The organism is Pseudoalteromonas sp. TAE56, from assembly GCF_000497955.1.
Classification (GTDB): domain Bacteria; phylum Pseudomonadota; class Gammaproteobacteria; order Enterobacterales; family Alteromonadaceae; genus Pseudoalteromonas.
In genome coordinates, this window is the sequence record NZ_AUTN01000149.1 from 51,096 (window position 1) to 67,042 (window position 15,947).

14 protein-coding genes and 1 pseudogene are annotated in these 15,947 nt (G+C 39.4%); 7 read left to right on the top strand and 8 right to left on the bottom strand.

The features are described 5' to 3' along the window. Window positions 1-27 precede the first annotated feature (27 nt). Entirely contained in the window at window positions 28-735 is a 708-nt protein-coding gene (hutC, locus tag L656_RS0119275; RefSeq protein WP_024600420.1) for a histidine utilization repressor, read from the bottom strand. Between the two features lie 119 nt (window positions 736-854). Here hutC and hutI point away from each other — a divergent pair, with 119 nt between their 5' ends. Beyond that, window positions 855-2,102 (top strand): imidazolonepropionase, encoded by a 1,248-nt coding sequence (gene hutI, locus L656_RS0119280; RefSeq protein ID WP_024600421.1) that lies wholly within the window; start codon window positions 855-857, stop codon window positions 2,100-2,102. A 120-nt stretch (window positions 2,103-2,222) separates the two neighbouring features. Further along, window positions 2,223-3,887: an EAL domain-containing protein gene (locus tag L656_RS0119285; protein WP_024600422.1), complete on the top strand. Its 1,665-nt coding sequence runs from the start codon at window positions 2,223-2,225 to the stop codon at window positions 3,885-3,887. Here L656_RS0119285 and L656_RS0119290 read toward each other — a convergent pair. After that, the gene (locus tag L656_RS0119290) at window positions 3,884-4,933 is read right to left on the bottom strand and encodes a formimidoylglutamase (protein WP_024600423.1); all 1,050 of its coding nucleotides are present in this window, start codon (window positions 4,931-4,933) and stop codon (window positions 3,884-3,886) included. The genes L656_RS0119285 and L656_RS0119290 overlap by 4 nt on opposite strands. Before the next feature lies 1 nt (window position 4,934). Further along, window positions 4,935-5,432, bottom strand: coding sequence for a ribonuclease E activity regulator RraA (rraA, locus tag L656_RS0119295; RefSeq protein ID WP_008169908.1), 498 nt, complete (start codon window positions 5,430-5,432; stop codon window positions 4,935-4,937). A 205-nt stretch (window positions 5,433-5,637) separates the two neighbouring features. Between rraA and L656_RS0119300 the strand changes: the two genes are divergently transcribed. The 3 genes from L656_RS0119300 (at window position 5,638) to L656_RS0119310 (ending at window position 9,198) form a co-directional block, all read left to right on the top strand. After that, window positions 5,638-6,177 carry a phosphatase PAP2 family protein gene (locus tag L656_RS0119300; RefSeq protein WP_024600424.1) on the top strand — a complete coding sequence of 180 codons (540 nt, stop codon included), beginning with the start codon at window positions 5,638-5,640 and terminating at the stop codon, window positions 6,175-6,177. Continuing rightward, window positions 6,174-7,208: an MJ1255/VC2487 family glycosyltransferase gene (locus tag L656_RS0119305; RefSeq protein ID WP_024600425.1), complete on the top strand. Its 1,035-nt coding sequence runs from the start codon at window positions 6,174-6,176 to the stop codon at window positions 7,206-7,208. Before L656_RS0119300 ends, L656_RS0119305 begins: the two co-directional genes overlap by 4 nt. Window positions 7,209-7,317: 109 nt before the next feature. Next, window positions 7,318-9,198 (top strand): methyl-accepting chemotaxis protein, encoded by a 1,881-nt coding sequence (locus tag L656_RS0119310; protein ID WP_024600426.1) that lies wholly within the window; start codon window positions 7,318-7,320, stop codon window positions 9,196-9,198. 84 nt (window positions 9,199-9,282) lie between these two features. Here L656_RS0119310 and L656_RS0119315 read toward each other — a convergent pair whose 3' ends face one another. The 5 genes from L656_RS0119315 to priA form a co-directional block, all read right to left on the bottom strand. After that, on the bottom strand, window positions 9,283-9,657 hold the full coding sequence (locus L656_RS0119315; RefSeq protein ID WP_024600427.1) for a gamma-butyrobetaine hydroxylase-like domain-containing protein: 375 nt from the start codon (window positions 9,655-9,657) through the stop codon (window positions 9,283-9,285). A 62-nt stretch (window positions 9,658-9,719) separates the two neighbouring features. Next, window positions 9,720-11,048, bottom strand: a complete 1,329-nt coding sequence (hslU, locus tag L656_RS0119320; protein ID WP_024600428.1) for an HslU--HslV peptidase ATPase subunit — start codon at window positions 11,046-11,048, stop codon at window positions 9,720-9,722. A gap of 11 nt (window positions 11,049-11,059) precedes the next feature. Further along, window positions 11,060-11,578, bottom strand: a complete 519-nt coding sequence (gene hslV, locus L656_RS0119325; RefSeq protein ID WP_002958366.1) for an ATP-dependent protease subunit HslV — start codon at window positions 11,576-11,578, stop codon at window positions 11,060-11,062. A 79-nt stretch (window positions 11,579-11,657) separates the two neighbouring features. Further along, window positions 11,658-12,185: an SPOR domain-containing protein gene (locus L656_RS0119330; RefSeq protein ID WP_024600429.1), complete on the bottom strand. Its 528-nt coding sequence runs from the start codon at window positions 12,183-12,185 to the stop codon at window positions 11,658-11,660. A gap of 20 nt (window positions 12,186-12,205) precedes the next feature. Further along, the gene (gene priA, locus L656_RS0119335) at window positions 12,206-14,392 is read right to left on the bottom strand and encodes a primosomal protein N' (protein ID WP_024600430.1); all 2,187 of its coding nucleotides are present in this window, start codon (window positions 14,390-14,392) and stop codon (window positions 12,206-12,208) included. 230 nt (window positions 14,393-14,622) lie between these two features. On the opposite strand from priA, the gene rpmE reads away from it, so the two are divergent. Both rpmE and L656_RS0119345 read left to right on the top strand, forming a co-directional pair. Continuing rightward, window positions 14,623-14,838 carry a 50S ribosomal protein L31 gene (gene rpmE, locus L656_RS0119340; RefSeq protein WP_002958369.1) on the top strand — a complete coding sequence of 72 codons (216 nt, stop codon included), beginning with the start codon at window positions 14,623-14,625 and terminating at the stop codon, window positions 14,836-14,838. A gap of 525 nt (window positions 14,839-15,363) precedes the next feature. After that, window positions 15,364-15,947, top strand: a pseudogene (locus L656_RS0119345) (malate dehydrogenase); the annotation flags it as partial.

Here is a 15,947-nt window from a genome sequence, read left to right on the forward strand (position 1 = left end):
AAAAAGCGCAGTAAGCGCTATTGTTTGTTATTTTTTAAATGTTAAGTGGCCACCTAAGCGATATTTACTGCCCGGTGATACAAGGCGCGCAAAGCTTACAATGCCGTTAACAGACCATGTGCGTCGAATAACTTGTAAGCACGGCTCTTCATTATATAAGTTCAACCATTGGCACATCTCGCTGTTTGGCATAATAGCCTCCACGGTATGCCTTGCTTGTGTAAGTGGTGCAACACTAGATAGGTATTCATGAGGTGTAAGTGTGCTAAAGTCTTGCTGTAAGTAACCAGCCGCAAGAGCAGGGTTTACAAAACGCTCCTCTAGCTGCAAGGGGCTGTCGTTTTCGTTATGCACGAGTACACTTCGGTATACAACACTGTCAATCTCAACACCAAGCGCAATGGCAATAGGTGCGACTGCATTTATTGATTCAAGTATGAGTACACTACAGGTGTAATTACCGTTACGTTCTTTTACTTCATCAGCAATGTTTTTTATTTCGAGTAACGATGACTGCGATTTAAATGTGGCTACAAATGTACCTAGCCCTTGGCTGCGGGTTAAAATACCTGCCTCGGTTAATTCGCTTAGTGCTCGGCGGGCTGTCATTCTGCTGACACTAAATTGACTACTAAGTTCGTTTTCAGAGGGAACACGTTGGTTTTCTTGCCACGTACCGCTGCGAATTTTATCAACAATGAATTGTTTTATTTGCGCAAATTTAGGTGTCGTCATTAAATTTATGGTTACATTAAAAATAAACTATATAAATAAGATGACACAATTGTCTTGTATATACAAGATGGGTTGTTAGACTATATTTTCATCACTCTCGGCGTAAAAAGGGCTGCAAAATGCAAACCACAACAAAAAACTATGAGTTAGAAGAAATTGACTTACTTTTGACTGATGCCAATATTGCCACTATGGATAGCAATATAAATGCCCCTTATGGCGCAATCGAAAATGCTGCTATAGCTATTAAAAATGGTAAAATTGCGTGGATTGGAGAGCAATCAACGTTGCCCAATTTTGATGTGTTTGCAACGCCGACATTGAGTGTAAAAGGGCAGTGGTTAACGCCGGGCTTAATAGATTGTCATACGCATTTAGTGTTTGCAGGTTCAAGATCGCAAGAGTTCGAGCAGCGCTTGCAGGGTGTAAGTTATGAGCAAATTGCGGCACAAGGCGGTGGCATAGCAAGTACGGTTAAAGCGACGAGAGCAGCCGACCGTGAGCAATTGTTTGTTGATGCAAAAGATCGCTTAAATACGTTGTTAAAAGAAGGTGTAACCACCGTTGAAATAAAGTCGGGTTATGGACTGGATACTGAAAACGAGATAAAAATATTAGAAGTAGCTCGTTTATTAGGTGAGCATCATCCTATTGATATTAAAACTACTTTTTTAGGGGCGCATGCTCTACCGCCTGAATACAAAGGCCGCGCTGATGAATATATTGATTTGGTATGTACTGATATGCTTGATCAGGTAGTGGCTAATAACCTTGCTGATGCAGTCGATGTATTTTGTGAAAATGTAGGCTTTAGTCATTCGCAAACCAAACGTGTTTTTGAGGCGGCTAAAAAGCATAATCTCCCAGTAAAATGTCATGCTGAGCAGTTATCTAATCAACATGGTGCTGAGCTGGTGGCGCAGTTCAATGGCCTTTCGGCAGATCATATTGAGCATCTTGATGAAGAGGGTGTAAAAGCCATGGCAAACGCTGGGACGGTCGCGGTGTTATTACCCGGTGCATTTTATTTTTTAAGAGAAACTAAATTTCCACCTATTGAGTTACTTAATCAATATAAAGTACCTATAGCTATTGCGAGTGATTTTAATCCAGGTACTTCACCACTATGCTCAGTGCACTTGATGATGAACATGGCATGCACATTGTTTAGATTAACACCCGAGCAAGCATTGGCAGGTGTTACTCGTAATGCAGCTAAAGCACTTGGGTTAGACGATCGTGGTATTTTAAAAGTTGGCGCAAGAGCTGATATTGCGCATTGGCAAATAAGTCATCCATCACAATTAAGTTACCAATTTGGCGTAAATAAACTGTTAAATTTATGGATTTTGGGTAGAATTAACTAGTTTGTATTATTTTTACCCACATATAATCTGGTTTAAACTTTTTTAGCGAATACGGATGCCGTTAATTTGAACATACTAACCGACAGTAATTTTCCAATATTTTTTAGTGGTGCACTATTGATGGCGATGATTGCCACTTTATTTGCCGTTAAAAATGTCAGTATTAAGTTTAGTTATTTATGCACAGCAGCTGTTGGTTTGGCTATTTTGAGCAGTGGTGCGGCTTGGCTTGCCATTCTACTTGCCTTTGGATTTTGTTTTCATTTATGGCAAGCCTTCGAGCGAAATAATTGGAGCATGATTATTACCAGCTCACTGGCTGGTCTTTTATTTGTTGTTCTATTTTCAGCTCATTTATTATTGGAAGTTCCGCTATTTTGGGTTGTGTTAGCAATATTATTATTAACTATTGTTGGCTTTTTAAATGATGAAAGCGCTGAAATAGAAGTCGTGATAGAGCCAGAACCAACAGATGATGCATTTATTGAAGAGTCACCGCTTTCGGTTTTTGCAGATAGAAAACAGTTACGTCAAGGTTACTATGCATGGTGCGACAATAAGCAAGTAAGTGCTGCATTAGTCGTTATTCGTCTTGAAGGATTTGAGCAAGTTAACCAGCATATTGGACGTGATTTTGGCGATATACTTTTAGCACAATCGGCTAATCGAATAAAAGAATTACTTTCAAGTGACGAAATAGTGACTTTAGTAGGGCAAGAAAAGCTAGCCCACTTAGGGGGCCTTAACTTTGCGTTTATTTGTAGTTTCGCGAATCAAAAACATTTACATGAGTTGGTTATTGAACAAATACTGGGTGCAACGCTTAAGCCATTTAATGTTGCTAACTGCACTGTAGAGGTAAAAGCGAGGGCGAGTTATGTTGATTGTAATGAGCAAGACAATAACTTTGATAATTTAATATCGTACGCATACCTAGCACTCGATAGCCACCCAAATCGCAAGGTTGTGCCTTATCATCAACAAATGATGATTGAACTACGAGAGCAACAAGCGCGACTAAAAGAGTTGGCAAATATTGATTTTTCGAGCGAATTAGAACTCTATTTTCAACCTATAATTTGTAATGACAATGGTCAAATTGAGTTTTTAGAATTACTACTGCGTTGGCAGCATCCTAAGCAAGGAATTTTATCTGCTAATCGTTTTATTGACGACATCAGAATTGCAGGGCTTGGTTACCCGCTTGCTAAATTTGTAATGGAAAGAGCCGCTGAGCTTGCAATGGCGCTTAGAGTAGAGGGTATTTCTATACCGCTTAGCATTAACGTATTTGGCCCGGAAATGCTAAATGAAGAGTTTGTTGAATTTGTTGATGTTGTTATAAATGAGCATCACTTAGAGGCGGGAGACTTAATTGTTGAATGCCCTTTACATATTTTTGCTGGTTTAGATGACAAAGGCCGAGGCATGATCGCAAGGCTTAATAACATAGGCTTAAAAGTATGCGTGGATGGACTTGGTGATAACCCGGTACTACTTTCTAAGTTACCAAGTTTAGCGGTTGAGTATATTAAGGTTTCACCTTCACTTACCGCTGACTTTAGTAATCAAAACAATATACGCAGTTTAGTTGGTGGAATGGTTGATATGCATAGCCAACAAAAAACAAAAGTGATTTTTGAAGGAGTTGAAACACTTGAGCAACTTAAGTTTGTAAAAAGCTTAAAAGGTTATGCTGCCCAAGGTTATTACTTTGGTCACCCGCTAAGTAGTATCGGTTTAATGAGCTGGCTAAAAGAGTGGCGATCGGTTCAACAACGTTAAGTGTTTTCTTTGGCTTGTAGGTAGCTATTTACAAGTGCACTAATCACTTGCCCTACATGGGCAGCACCGGCATCTAACCCGTTAGGGTGCTGGCTAGGCGCTGCTTCACATAAGTGTAAGTACTTAGAGTGCCGGTGGCTTGCAGCTAAATGCACAAAGTGCTCAGTGTCACTCACACTAAATCCGCAGTATGTATATGCACTAACTGGCATATAAGTAATACTATCTAAATCAACTTCAACACCCAGTGGTAAATCATTAAAATTACTTAGTGCATTTTCAATTGCCTGCGTTAGTGTAATTTTTCGCTTAACTTGTATAGATTGATAGCTATCAAACTTAAAGTTAGCTTCACTCATTGCATCTATAATTGCTTGATTATTTTTTAATTCATGTAAGCCAATAACATGGTAATTACTTAGATGTTGCTCGTTATACGCGTAGCGAAAACCATTACCACTATGGCGTCCTTCACATTCTCTAAAATCGGCATGAGGGTCAAAATTGATAGCATTAACAGGCGTGTTTTTTGACTTACTTAGCGCGCGAATAATACCTAAGCAATTATTGTGACCTCCGCCAATGACGATTGGCTCAAGCCCTGCTTTAAAAATAAGGCTTAATACTGACTCTACGCGTTCATCAAGTTGTTGGCATAAATCTCGTAATTGAGTTAGCTGCTGGGCTTGCTGATTATTAAGTTGGTTACTCTGAGTCATTAAATCATCAGTATTTACTTCACCCAATAAAAGTACTTTTTGAGTGGCAATAAACTGATTATGGGGTTGGTTTAAAAAGCGTTTTAAAAAAGCCGGCCATGCTTCGTTTGCACCGCCATTTCCTAAGTTTGCTTTTGGGCCTATATCTTCGCAAATACCAAGAAGTACATAGCGAATACCAAATTGAGCAGCGTCAATAAGTGCTTGTTGCAGGTTTACTTGAGTGTCGAGCAAGGCCATTGATTGCCATGCTTTTTTTTCATTTACGCGGCTAGAACAAAGTGACCTAACCGCGCTTTCATCATATATTTTTAAATGGGTGGTCACGTTATACTTCTACAACTTCCAATTCTAATTCTTCTGCAGATAAAACAATGCCTGTGCTATCAGCATAAATAAAGTCGTCATCAAAAAAAGATACGCCTGCAAAGTTAACGCCTATAGCATCTTCGCCAGCACCTTCGCTGTCGGCTGCAACAGGAATAGAAGCAATAGCTTGAATGCCTAAATCGAGTTCTTCAAGCTCATCAACATGGCGTACTGCGCCGTAAACAACAATCCCATTCCAGTTGTTTTCAAGTGCAAGTTCAGCCAATTCAATATCAATAAGCGCACGGCGAGTTGAGCCACCACCGTCAATAAGAAGTACTAAGCCTGTACCATCTTGAGAAAGTAATTCGCGGATCAGTTCATTATTTTCAAAACATTTAACCGTTTTAATGCGGCCACCAAAGCTGTGTCGACCACCAAAGTTGATGAACATTGGCTCTAGCACATCAACCACATCAGCAAAGTGGTCGCATAAATCAGAAGTGCTGTAATCCATTATTTTATCCTCAAAAGATACATTAATTTATACCTCAGTATACCCTCCTTATAAGCAATAACAACGACTTAATCGCAGTAAATTTAGGCAAAACATGAGCTAGAACACTAATCGCAATAATAGTGTCTTAAAAGCGTCACTCAATTGTTATTTACAACACCTAAGCTAAATCGGTGTTCATATATTATGCAATGAGGGGTAAGTGATGGGTAACAATAATATGTTTAAAAGGGCAGCTCTGCTAGATGAGCAATTATTTTTAACTCTATTTAATTGCAACTCACCGAAGTGGTTTAAAACAATGGCGTTCGGGTTATCTAAAAGCGGTGATGGTGGGCTTTACATACTCGTGTGTTTAGCAGTGTGGTGGCTTAGTAATAATGAGCAGCATCAATTATTACCTGTAGCGATATTGATTGGTTTTGCTATAGAAAGACCTATTTATTTATTAGCTAAAAACAGATTTGCCCGGATCCGCCCATGCGACTGTTTAGTAAAAAATGCCTATATAGTACCAAGTGATAAATTTAGTTTACCCTCTGGTCACAGCGCTGCAGCGTTTTTAGTTGCAATTATACTAAGTCATTTTTTTCCTGAGTATGTATGGCTACTACTTAGTTGGGCTGCTGGTGTGGCTATTTCTCGTGTGATATTAGGCGTACACTTTCCAGCTGATATCGTTATTGGTGCGATTATTGGCAGTTTTTGTGGTTTATTTGCGTTAGCACTCGTGGTACCTGTATGAAAATATTGTATGGAGTGCAGGGCACCGGTAATGGTCATATAACGCGAGCTAGGGTTATGGCTAGCTGCTTTAATAAACTCGGTATTGATGTTGATTATGTGTTTTCAGGACGAGCAAATAAAGATTATTTTGATATGCACGAATTCTTAGATTATAAAGCGTATAGGGGCTTATCGTTTAGTACTGAAAATGGTCAAATAAAAAATTTAAAAACACTTAAAAACATGCGAATTTGTAAGCTGGTGAGAGATATAAAATCGCTTGACATAAAGCAGTACGATTTTGTACTTAATGACTTTGAGCCCGTTACAGCGTGGGCTGCAAAAAGAGCTGATATACCTGTTGTTGGCATTAGTCATCAAGCCGCATTTTTGTCAGATAACGTACCTATGTTTGGTCGAGGGATATTCAGAAAATCGCTAATTAAACATTATGCACCAGCGTCTACTTACCTAGGCGTGCACTGGCAACCTTTTGCAAATAATATAATCCCGCCGTTTATTGCTCATCATAACCATGAAAACCCTGTCGCGGTGATGAACAAGGTATTGGTATATTTACCTTTTGAAAACTTAGATAGCATTGTTGATTACTTAAAAGACTTTCCCGAAAAAGAATTTTATTGCTATCACCCAAATGCCCGCAATGAATCTTTTGGACATATACATTTACGCTCCCCATCGCGTTTGAGTTTTTTAAACGACTTAGCAAACACGAGTGGAGTTATTGGTAATGCTGGGTTTGAGCTTGCCAGCGAAGCGCTTAAGTTAGGTAAAAAGTTACTATTAAAGCCTTTAAACGGACAATTTGAACAGACTGCAAATGCGCAAACATTGTTTGCTATGGGTATGGCGCATGTAATGAACTATTTAAACCCGCAAGCTCTTGATGATTGGAATAGCGCACCACAAAATAAGCAAATAAATTACCCAAGCGATCCCGCGCCTTTAATTGACTGGTTGGTAAAAAAACAATGGAATAATACACAATCGTTACATAAAGGTTTATGGGACAGCGTGGGTTTAGAGTGATAAACATAAAAAAGCGAGGGATAACAAAGAATAATAAAAAGTTAAATTAATGAGTCGCTTCGTATCTATCAGCTATAATAAATATGCATATTAAAAAAAGGCGTTAGCGATGAATTTTTTACAAAACTTAACAATCAAACGACGTTTACAATTAAACGCAGTCGTTGTTGGTTTAGCAATGGTGGTCCTTTTATGCGTAATAATTTATGAAGCGAGAACAACGCTAAGCTTGAATAAAACAATTCAGCTTGCTGAAGAGCTTAATATTCATGAATTAGAACTGCGTAAACATGAAAAAAACTTTCTTTTTTATAAACAAAAAGAAGCATTAGACTTATTTGAACAAGATTATAATCAGCTTAAAAGTAAAATTGCTAAGCTGAACTTAATTATGCAAGAGCAGGGTATCGAAACCCAAAAAATAAGCAATCTAGAGAGTTTAATAAGTGCTTATAACAATGATTTTATGAGTGTTGTTGTGCTACAAAAACGCATAGGGTTACATCCTACGGATGGATTGTATGGCGAACTAAGAAGTGCAGTTCATGAGATTGAAAGTTTGATCAAAGAGCAAGGTGATTACAAACTTTTATCTTCAATATTGCAGTTAAGACGAGCTGAAAAAGATTTTATGCTACGTCTTGACCTTAAGTATTTAACTCGATTTGATGAAGGGGTTAATACTTTAAAGCAGCAAATCTCTCAGGCTCAATTTGATAGTGGGTATACTGCTGAATTAAATGGCTTTCTAAACTCCTACCAAACTCAATTTCAGGCATTGGTAGAGGCACAGGTTGAATTGGGGCTAGATTTAAATTCAGGTGCACTCGGAGAAATGCGTAAAAGTGTTGAACAAAGTGATGCAATCGTTGCGCAGATCCTATTAAGCACTAAGCAACAGGTAGATAAAAGCGTTGAACAGGCACAGTTTTTAGCTATTCTTATTTTTGTGACTGCTGGCATTATTGTTTTAGTGTTGGTTTATTTCACGAGTCGCTCGATTATTGTGCCTATAGAGCGGGTCTATCACACTATTAATGATATTCGTCGTAATAACGATTTGAGCGTAATGATAGAGCAAACAGGTAAAGACGAAATTACCACTATGACGGTCGACTTTAATAGCTTAATAGGCGATTTTAAGAACTTGATTAACGAAGTTAATGGTGCTTTAAATACGCTTAATGTGGCAACCGAACATTTATCAGAAAGTACTGCGGCAACAAGCTCTGGTATGCAAGAGCAATTGCATGAGGCTGATATGGTTGCAACTGCAGCTACTGAAATGCAGGCGACGATTCAAGATATTTCACATAATACTGAAGCGGCCGCAAAAAAAGCCGAATCAACAAACCTAAGTGCTCAACAAGGGCGTAGTGAAGTAGACTCTACCGTTAAGCACATCAGGGCTCTATCTGATTCGTTAGGGAATGCATCAAATGTAGTATCTCAACTTGAAAAAGATGGCGAAACAATTGGTTCAGTGCTTGATGTAATCCGGGGTATTGCAGATCAAACAAATTTACTTGCACTTAATGCGGCAATCGAAGCAGCTCGTGCTGGTGAGTATGGTCGTGGATTTGCTGTTGTTGCAGATGAGGTTCGTTCATTAGCAAAACGCACTCAAGAGTCTACAAGTGAGATTGAGAGTATTATAAGTACTTTACAGCAGCGTACCCAAGAAGTGGTAAGTATTATGCACAAATGTCGTTCTCAAGGCGATGAAAGTGCCTCGCAAGCAATTAAAGCCGGTGAGTTATTAGGCGCAATTACTGAAGATGTGCAAACAATAATGGAAATGAGCTCTCAAATAGCGGTTGCTATTGACGAGCAAAGCCAAGTGGCATCAGAGGTTAATAAAAATGTAGTCAGAATTCGCGACATTGCGCAAGATGCAACTGAACATGCTGCTAAAAACGCCCAAACTAGCGAAGAAGTATCTGAGCAAGCTAGAGTGTTATTTAGCGCTATTGATAAGTTTAAAGTGTAACTAACTTGAACCCTGGATAGTAAATATCTTAACCAGGGTTTAGGTTAACTAATCTAAAATACCCACCTAAATTACCTATAAGGTTTAAGGAATAAACTTTATTGGTACACTGTTTTTGTTTTGTTTGTGCTCGGCTACGCGTGCCAAATATTCATTGCTCAATGTTTGTTGCTGCGCTTGTAGTTTTTCAAAATAACTCCAGCTGAATAACCCACTGTTATGACCATCATCGAAATCTAACCGCAGTGCATAATGCCCAACAGGTACTATATTTTTTATACCTACGGATTGCTTATTTAAAACCAGTTTCATAGGGCCAGAGCCATGACCTTGCACTTCAGCTGAGGGGGAGTGAACGCGTAAGAATTCACAGCTAAAGACTGCTTGGCTATCATCATCAAAATAAACATCTAGGTTTTTACTTACACTATGATAATGCACTTTTATTACGTGTTTCATTTTATATATCCCATTAAAAAGCCCCCAATCTGGAGGCTTTTAGTATAACGTTTATATTCGTTTTATAGAATGAAGCGGCTTAAGTCTTCATCTTCAACAAGTGCACCTAGATGTTTTTCAACGTAAGCGGCGTCAATGACAAGTGATGAACCTGCCTTTTCAGAAGCATCGTATGAAATTTCTTCCATCAATCTTTCCATCACAGTATGCAAGCGACGAGCACCGATGTTTTCGGTTTTTTCGTTAACTTGCCACGCTGCCTTAGCAATGCGCTCAATTGCATCATCACTAAACTCAATCGTTACTTGCTCAGTTTTAAGGAGCTCTCGTTGTTGCTCAGTAAGCGATGCATGCGGCTCTGTAAGGATACGCTTAAAGTCATCGGCAGTAAGTGCTTCAAGTTCTACTCGAATCGGTAAGCGACCTTGTAGCTCAGGTATCATGTCTGATGGTTTAGACATTTGGAACGCACCTGAGGCAATAAATAACATATGGTCAGTTTTAACCATGCCGTGCTTAGTGTTTACCGTTGAGCCTTCAATTAGAGGTAGTAAATCGCGTTGAACACCTTCTCGGCTAACATCTGGGCCTGAAGAATCACCACGCTTACAAATTTTGTCTATTTCATCTATAAACACAATACCGTTTTGCTCTACTGCAAAAATAGCTTGTTCTTTTAGCTCTTCAGGGTTTACTAATTTAGCGGCTTCTTCTTCTGTTAATAGTTTGAAGGCTTCTTTAATTTTTAACTTACGTTTAGTACGTTTATCGCCGCCCATGTTTTGAAACATGCTTTGTAACTGGTTGGTCATATCTTCCATACCAGGAGGCGCCATAATTTCTACGTTTGATTGAGCTTGCGCTAATTCAATCTCGATTTCTTTATCATCTAGCTGACCTTCACGTAATTTTTTGCGAAATGTTTGGCGAGTAGATGAAGTATCGTCGCGTTGGCTTTCGCCATATTGATCTTTAACAGGTGGTAAAAGTGCATCTAAGATACGCTCTTCTGCTGCTTCTTCGGCGCGATGTTTAAACTTTTTAGTTTGCTGTTCGCGAGTCATTTTAATTGAAACATCAACGAGGTCACGTATGATCGTATCTACTTCTTTACCAACATAACCAACTTCAGTGAATTTAGTCGCTTCTACTTTAATGAATGGTGCGTTAGCAAGTTTTGCTAAACGGCGGGCAATTTCTGTTTTACCTACACCTGTCGGACCAATCATTAATATATTTTTTGGTGTTACTTCGCTGCGTAAATCTTCATTTAATTGCATGCGGCGCCAGCGGTTACGAAGTGCAATAGCAACCGCTTTTTTAGCTTTAGCCTGACCTATAATGTGCTGATCTAGCTCGTGAACAATTTCTCTTGGGGTCATATCAGACATAATAGTTCCTATTATAATTCTTCGATTGTTTGGAAGTTATTAGTAAATACGCAGATGTTGCCTGCAATAGTTAAGCTTTTCTCTACTATTTCACGAGCGCTTAAATCTGTATTTTCTAAAAGGGCAGTTGCAGCTGATTGCGCAAAGTTACCACCACTACCAATTGCAATTAAATCGTTTTCTGGCTGAACTACATCGCCATTACCGGTAATAATTAAAGAGGCTGTTTCGTCTGCTACGGCGAGCAGCGCTTCGAGTTTTCGAAGTGCACGGTCACTTCGCCAATCTTTAGCCATTTCCACTGCGGCTTTAGTTAGGTTACCTTGGTGCATTTCTAATTTGCTTTCAAAACGTTCGAAAAGAGTGAAGGCATCAGCAGTACCGCCGGCAAAACCAGCGATTACTTTGCCATTATAAAGACGTCGAACTTTGCGGGCGTTGCCCTTCATTACGGTGTTACCAAGTGAAACTTGGCCATCGCCGCCAATTACAACTTTGTCGCCGCGGCGAACACTTACGATAGTAGTCATGTTATTCCTCATCATCGAGCTGCAGAGGCAACTCGTAAAAAACGATTATGATGAGGTTATATGGGTGAATGGTTTATTTTCAAGTCCAGCCCCAAATTCCGCAGCCGACTATTTTTACACGTTTAAGTTTGTTTTTATCGCTTTCGGCTTGGCGTTTGGTTTTATAAGGACCTAAACGTACTTTATACCAAGTACCATTGCTGCCTTCAGCCTGTTTTATCTCAGAAATGAGCCCTGCAAATGCGATTTTAGCTTTTAACGATTCAGCTTGTGCATGAGTTCTGAAAGAACCGCACTGCATAACATAAGGACCTTTTTGCTCAAGTTCTTTTACTTCAACTTGAATCTCGTGGTTTCTAATTTCTTTAATAAATTCCGGTGTACGTGGAATAACAACTTCCACTTTTGCGGGCGCAGATGGGTTTGCTTGTTTTTCGACAAGTTTTGGATCGGCATTACTTTTAATAAACCATAGTGTGTAGGCAAAACCACCTACGAGTAAAATGGCTATAACGGCTAAAAGAATAGGAAATGGTTTTTTAGCGGGTGCATTTTTTTTACTGTTTCTGCCTGCAGGCTTTTTATTAATATAATCGTGCTGTGCCATGGTGTTATTTTGGCCTTAACCTAAATCATGTCTATAGGGTCTACGTCTAAGCTCCAGCGTACTTTTTGTGCAAGTTTACTGGTACTTAAATAATCAACCATTTGCGCAAGGTACTGATGTAATATGCGGCGATCTTGCGCTTGAATATGCAATTGAAAACGATACATACCTGCGACTCTTTCAAGTGGGGCAGGGATCGGACCGAGCAATTGTATACCAGATACCCCATTCACAGGAACCAAATCCGTCAAAAAATCGACGACTAGTTTAATACTATGCCCTTGTGCACGCACAATGGCCATATTTGTAATGGGCGGTAAGTCAGCATCATCGCGCTCACTCAGTGCAAAGCGGGCAAAGTCTTGGTAACCATTATTAACTAAGTCTTGTAAAAGAGGGTGTTCTGGAAAGTGTGTTTGTAATAACACTTGACCAGGCTCTCCTGAACGTCCAGCACGCCCCGCTACTTGGGTGACTAATTGCGCTAAGTGTTCTGTCGCTCTGAAGTCGCATGAGTATAAGCCGCTATCTACATCTAAAATTATAACAAGGCTTACATCTGCAAAGTGATGGCCTTTGGCAAGCATTTGTGTTCCCACTAAAATGCGTGCGCCTCCTAGGTTGATTTCATCAAGTGCTTTTTCAAGGCTACCTTTACGACGAGTTGAATCGCGATCTATACGAGTAACAGGTGTATCAGGAAATTCGGTAGATAAAAACTCTTCAATTTGCTCTGTGCCTTTACCGTTAGGGAATATTTGTGTGCTCCCGCAATCAGGACATTGGTGAGGGACAGGGTACTGCTCGCCACAGTGATGACAGATCATTTGTCCAATCGCTTTATGAAATGTAGCGCTGGTACTACAGCGTTTACATTCGCTCAACCAACCGCACTCATGACAAATTAGGGTTGGCGAGAAACCTCGGCGATTTAAAAATACCATAACCTGTTTACCGCGATTTAAATGCTGGCGCATAGTAGCAAGGCTTGCGTGGGCAATACCCGCTTGGTCGGGTTGGCCTTTCATATCGAGTAACTTAAATTGGTTGTCGGTCGCTGTTTGTGCACGCTCAGTTAAGCTTAATAGCTGGTATTTGTTATTAATTGCCTTGTGAAGTGTTTCAAGAGCGGGTGTAGCGCTGCCTAATATAAGCGGGATTTTATGCTGAAAAGCTCTGTAAGCGGCTAAATCACGGGCATGGTAACGAAGGGTATCTTGTTGTTTAAATGACGAGTCGTGCTCTTCATCAACAACAATCATACCTAGTTTTAAAAATGGCAGAAAAATACTCGAACGCGTCCCAATAACTATCGCACAACTGCCTTTTTCGCAAAAGCGCCATGTTTGTAAGCGTTCGTTATCGGTAAGTGCTGAGTGCCAAAGCATAATGGGTGTATCAGGAAAGCGGCGACGAAAACGGTTTACAGTTTGTGGCGTTAAACCTATTTCTGGCACTAATACTAATGCTTGCTCACCACGTTTTAATACTTCTTCTAGGCACTGTAAATACACTTCTGTTTTACCACTGCCAGTGACGCCTTCTAATAAAAAGCTGCTAAATCCAGTACTTTGATTTATTGCTGTACAGGCAACCGCTTGTTCTTTATTAAGTATAGGTTTGCTACCGACAGTTGGTACAACGCTTTGCCATTGGTTATCGTGTTCAATTGTTTGCGTAATAAGCTCTTTATCTATTAGGCTATCTATTGTTTTTTTACTAAAGCCCAGTGCCTTTAACTCAGTTAACGATGACTTACCTGATTGCGATAACTGTTTTAATAAGTTGAGCTGTGTTTTAGCTTTTAATGACGGTACTTTTGCGCCTTTTTCAGTTAAAGCAACCATATTAATACTGGTTTTATCAGGTGATTCACCTTGGCGAAGTACAGCGGGTAGCGCTATATGAATAGTTTCGCCTAAAGGATAGCAATAATAGCGCGCGGTAAAGCTAAGGAGATCTAGGTGCTGAGTACTTAAAATAGGGGCGTCGTCTATTACCTCTATAATATTCTTAATTTTATCTAAAGGGACGTCGGTACTGCTTTTAATACCCAGAACAACAGCCACTTTTTTTTGGTTACCAAAAGGTACCATAACGCGCATACCGGGTAGTAAAGGCGTTGAGAGGCCGCTGAGCTGTTCTTCTATTTTATAATCAAAGGTGCGTGGGAGCGGGACTTTAATAGCAACTTCAACAAAACTCATAACAACTCAACCCGTAAAATTAATGCTGTAATGTACTAAAATTACCGTAAAAAACCTACTAGCAATAGTGCTTGAGGCAGAGATTGTTCACTTTTTTGGCTAAAACATAAATAAATACTTGTGTAGGGGAACGTTGTTGGATAAAATCCGCCACCAACAAATTTGTTTTAACGACGTATGGTGCCAGACTTCGGGTTTGGAGAGCGATGCGGCCTTAACTAGAGGTTCCTATGAAAGAAGGTATTCACCCTAAGTACGAAGTAATTTCTGCAACATGTTCATGCGGAAACAAATTCGAAACTAGCTCAACTCTTTGTAAAGACATTCACTTAGACGTATGTTCTGCGTGTCACCCGTTTTACACTGGTAAGCAAAAGATTTTAGACACTGGCGGCCGTGTTGATCGCTTCAACAAGCGCTTCGGTGCACTTAGCAGCAAGAAGTAATTATTGCTGTTTAGTTAAAAAAAGCACCTTAGGGTGCTTTTTTTGTGCCTAAAATTCGCCATTTATTACCTTATTTAGCTAACTTTGGATATAACCCTCTTTGCATAACTATTTCCTATTCTTATTCTGAGTATGCATAAACCTTTACAGACAAATCGATAGATATTCTCTATATTTTAAATAGTACAATTTTTAACTAGGTTGATAAAAGTAGCTAACGTGGGCTTATCTGTTTTTAAAGTAGAGTAGTAGGCTGTTATTTAAGTTTATGGTGATACTTTATACATACATTTTTTTAATATTTCACTAGGCATAAAAGCACCTTAAAACTTACTTTTTAGGTGAATTTTTATTTATTAAATGTTTATATAATCCAGCAAAGTTACTGAAAAACCTCTTAAAATTAAAGGATATAGCATATAACAGGATAGACCTGATATTGCTTGGAATTTAAAAATAATAAGGGTATCGTACCCCAAGACTCCACCTCTCACTTTAACTTAAATTGCAGGATACCATCGCGTTATGTCTGACTTTCGTGAACAAGCACTACATTATCACTCACACCCCGTACCTGGTAAAATTAGCATTGAGCTAACAAAGCCTGCTGAAACAGTTCAAGACTTAGCCCTAGCTTATAGCCCTGGCGTTGCCGAACCTGTACGTGAAATTGCTGCAGATCCTGCAAATGCATATAAATATACCGGTAAAGGTAATATGGTTGCGGTTATCACTAATGGTACTGCAATTCTCGGACTTGGTAATTTAGGCCCTTTAGCGTCTAAACCTGTAATGGAAGGTAAAGCGTTATTGTTCAAACGTTTCGCTGGCCTTGATTCAATTGATATTGAAGTTAAGCACCGTACGACAGAAGACTTTATTAATACGGTTGCCAATATTGCCGATACATTCGGTGGTATTAACCTTGAAGATATTAAAGCACCAGAGTGTTTTGAAATTGAAAAAGCATTAATAGAGCGTTGTAGCATTCCTGTTTTTCATGATGATCAACACGGAACTGCGATTGTAACGGCTGCGGGCATGTTAAATGCGTTAGAAGTACAAGGTAAGTCAATTGAAGATGCAATTATTGTATGTTTAGGGGCTGG

What these genes read in the sequence shown, in the direction of transcription:
- hutC (WP_024600420.1), bottom strand. Translation starts at nt 735, where the DNA reads ATGACGACACCTAAATTTGCGCAAATAAAACAATTCATTGTTGATAAA.
- hutI (WP_024600421.1), top strand. Translation starts at nt 855, where the DNA reads ATGCAAACCACAACAAAAAACTATGAGTTAGAAGAAATTGACTTACTT.
- L656_RS0119285 (WP_024600422.1), top strand. Translation starts at nt 2,223, where the DNA reads ATGGCGATGATTGCCACTTTATTTGCCGTTAAAAATGTCAGTATTAAG.
- rraA (WP_008169908.1), bottom strand. Translation starts at nt 5,432, where the DNA reads ATGGATTACAGCACTTCTGATTTATGCGACCACTTTGCTGATGTGGTT.
- L656_RS0119300 (WP_024600424.1), top strand. Translation starts at nt 5,638, where the DNA reads ATGGGTAACAATAATATGTTTAAAAGGGCAGCTCTGCTAGATGAGCAA.
- L656_RS0119305 (WP_024600425.1), top strand. Translation starts at nt 6,174, where the DNA reads ATGAAAATATTGTATGGAGTGCAGGGCACCGGTAATGGTCATATAACG.
- L656_RS0119310 (WP_024600426.1), top strand. Translation starts at nt 7,318, where the DNA reads ATGAATTTTTTACAAAACTTAACAATCAAACGACGTTTACAATTAAAC.
- L656_RS0119315 (WP_024600427.1), bottom strand. Translation starts at nt 9,657, where the DNA reads ATGAAACACGTAATAAAAGTGCATTATCATAGTGTAAGTAAAAACCTA.
- hslU (WP_024600428.1), bottom strand. Translation starts at nt 11,048, where the DNA reads ATGTCTGATATGACCCCAAGAGAAATTGTTCACGAGCTAGATCAGCAC.
- hslV (WP_002958366.1), bottom strand. Translation starts at nt 11,578, where the DNA reads ATGACTACTATCGTAAGTGTTCGCCGCGGCGACAAAGTTGTAATTGGC.
- L656_RS0119330 (WP_024600429.1), bottom strand. Translation starts at nt 12,185, where the DNA reads ATGGCACAGCACGATTATATTAATAAAAAGCCTGCAGGCAGAAACAGT.
- priA (WP_024600430.1), bottom strand. Translation starts at nt 14,392, where the DNA reads ATGAGTTTTGTTGAAGTTGCTATTAAAGTCCCGCTCCCACGCACCTTT.
- rpmE (WP_002958369.1), top strand. Translation starts at nt 14,623, where the DNA reads ATGAAAGAAGGTATTCACCCTAAGTACGAAGTAATTTCTGCAACATGT.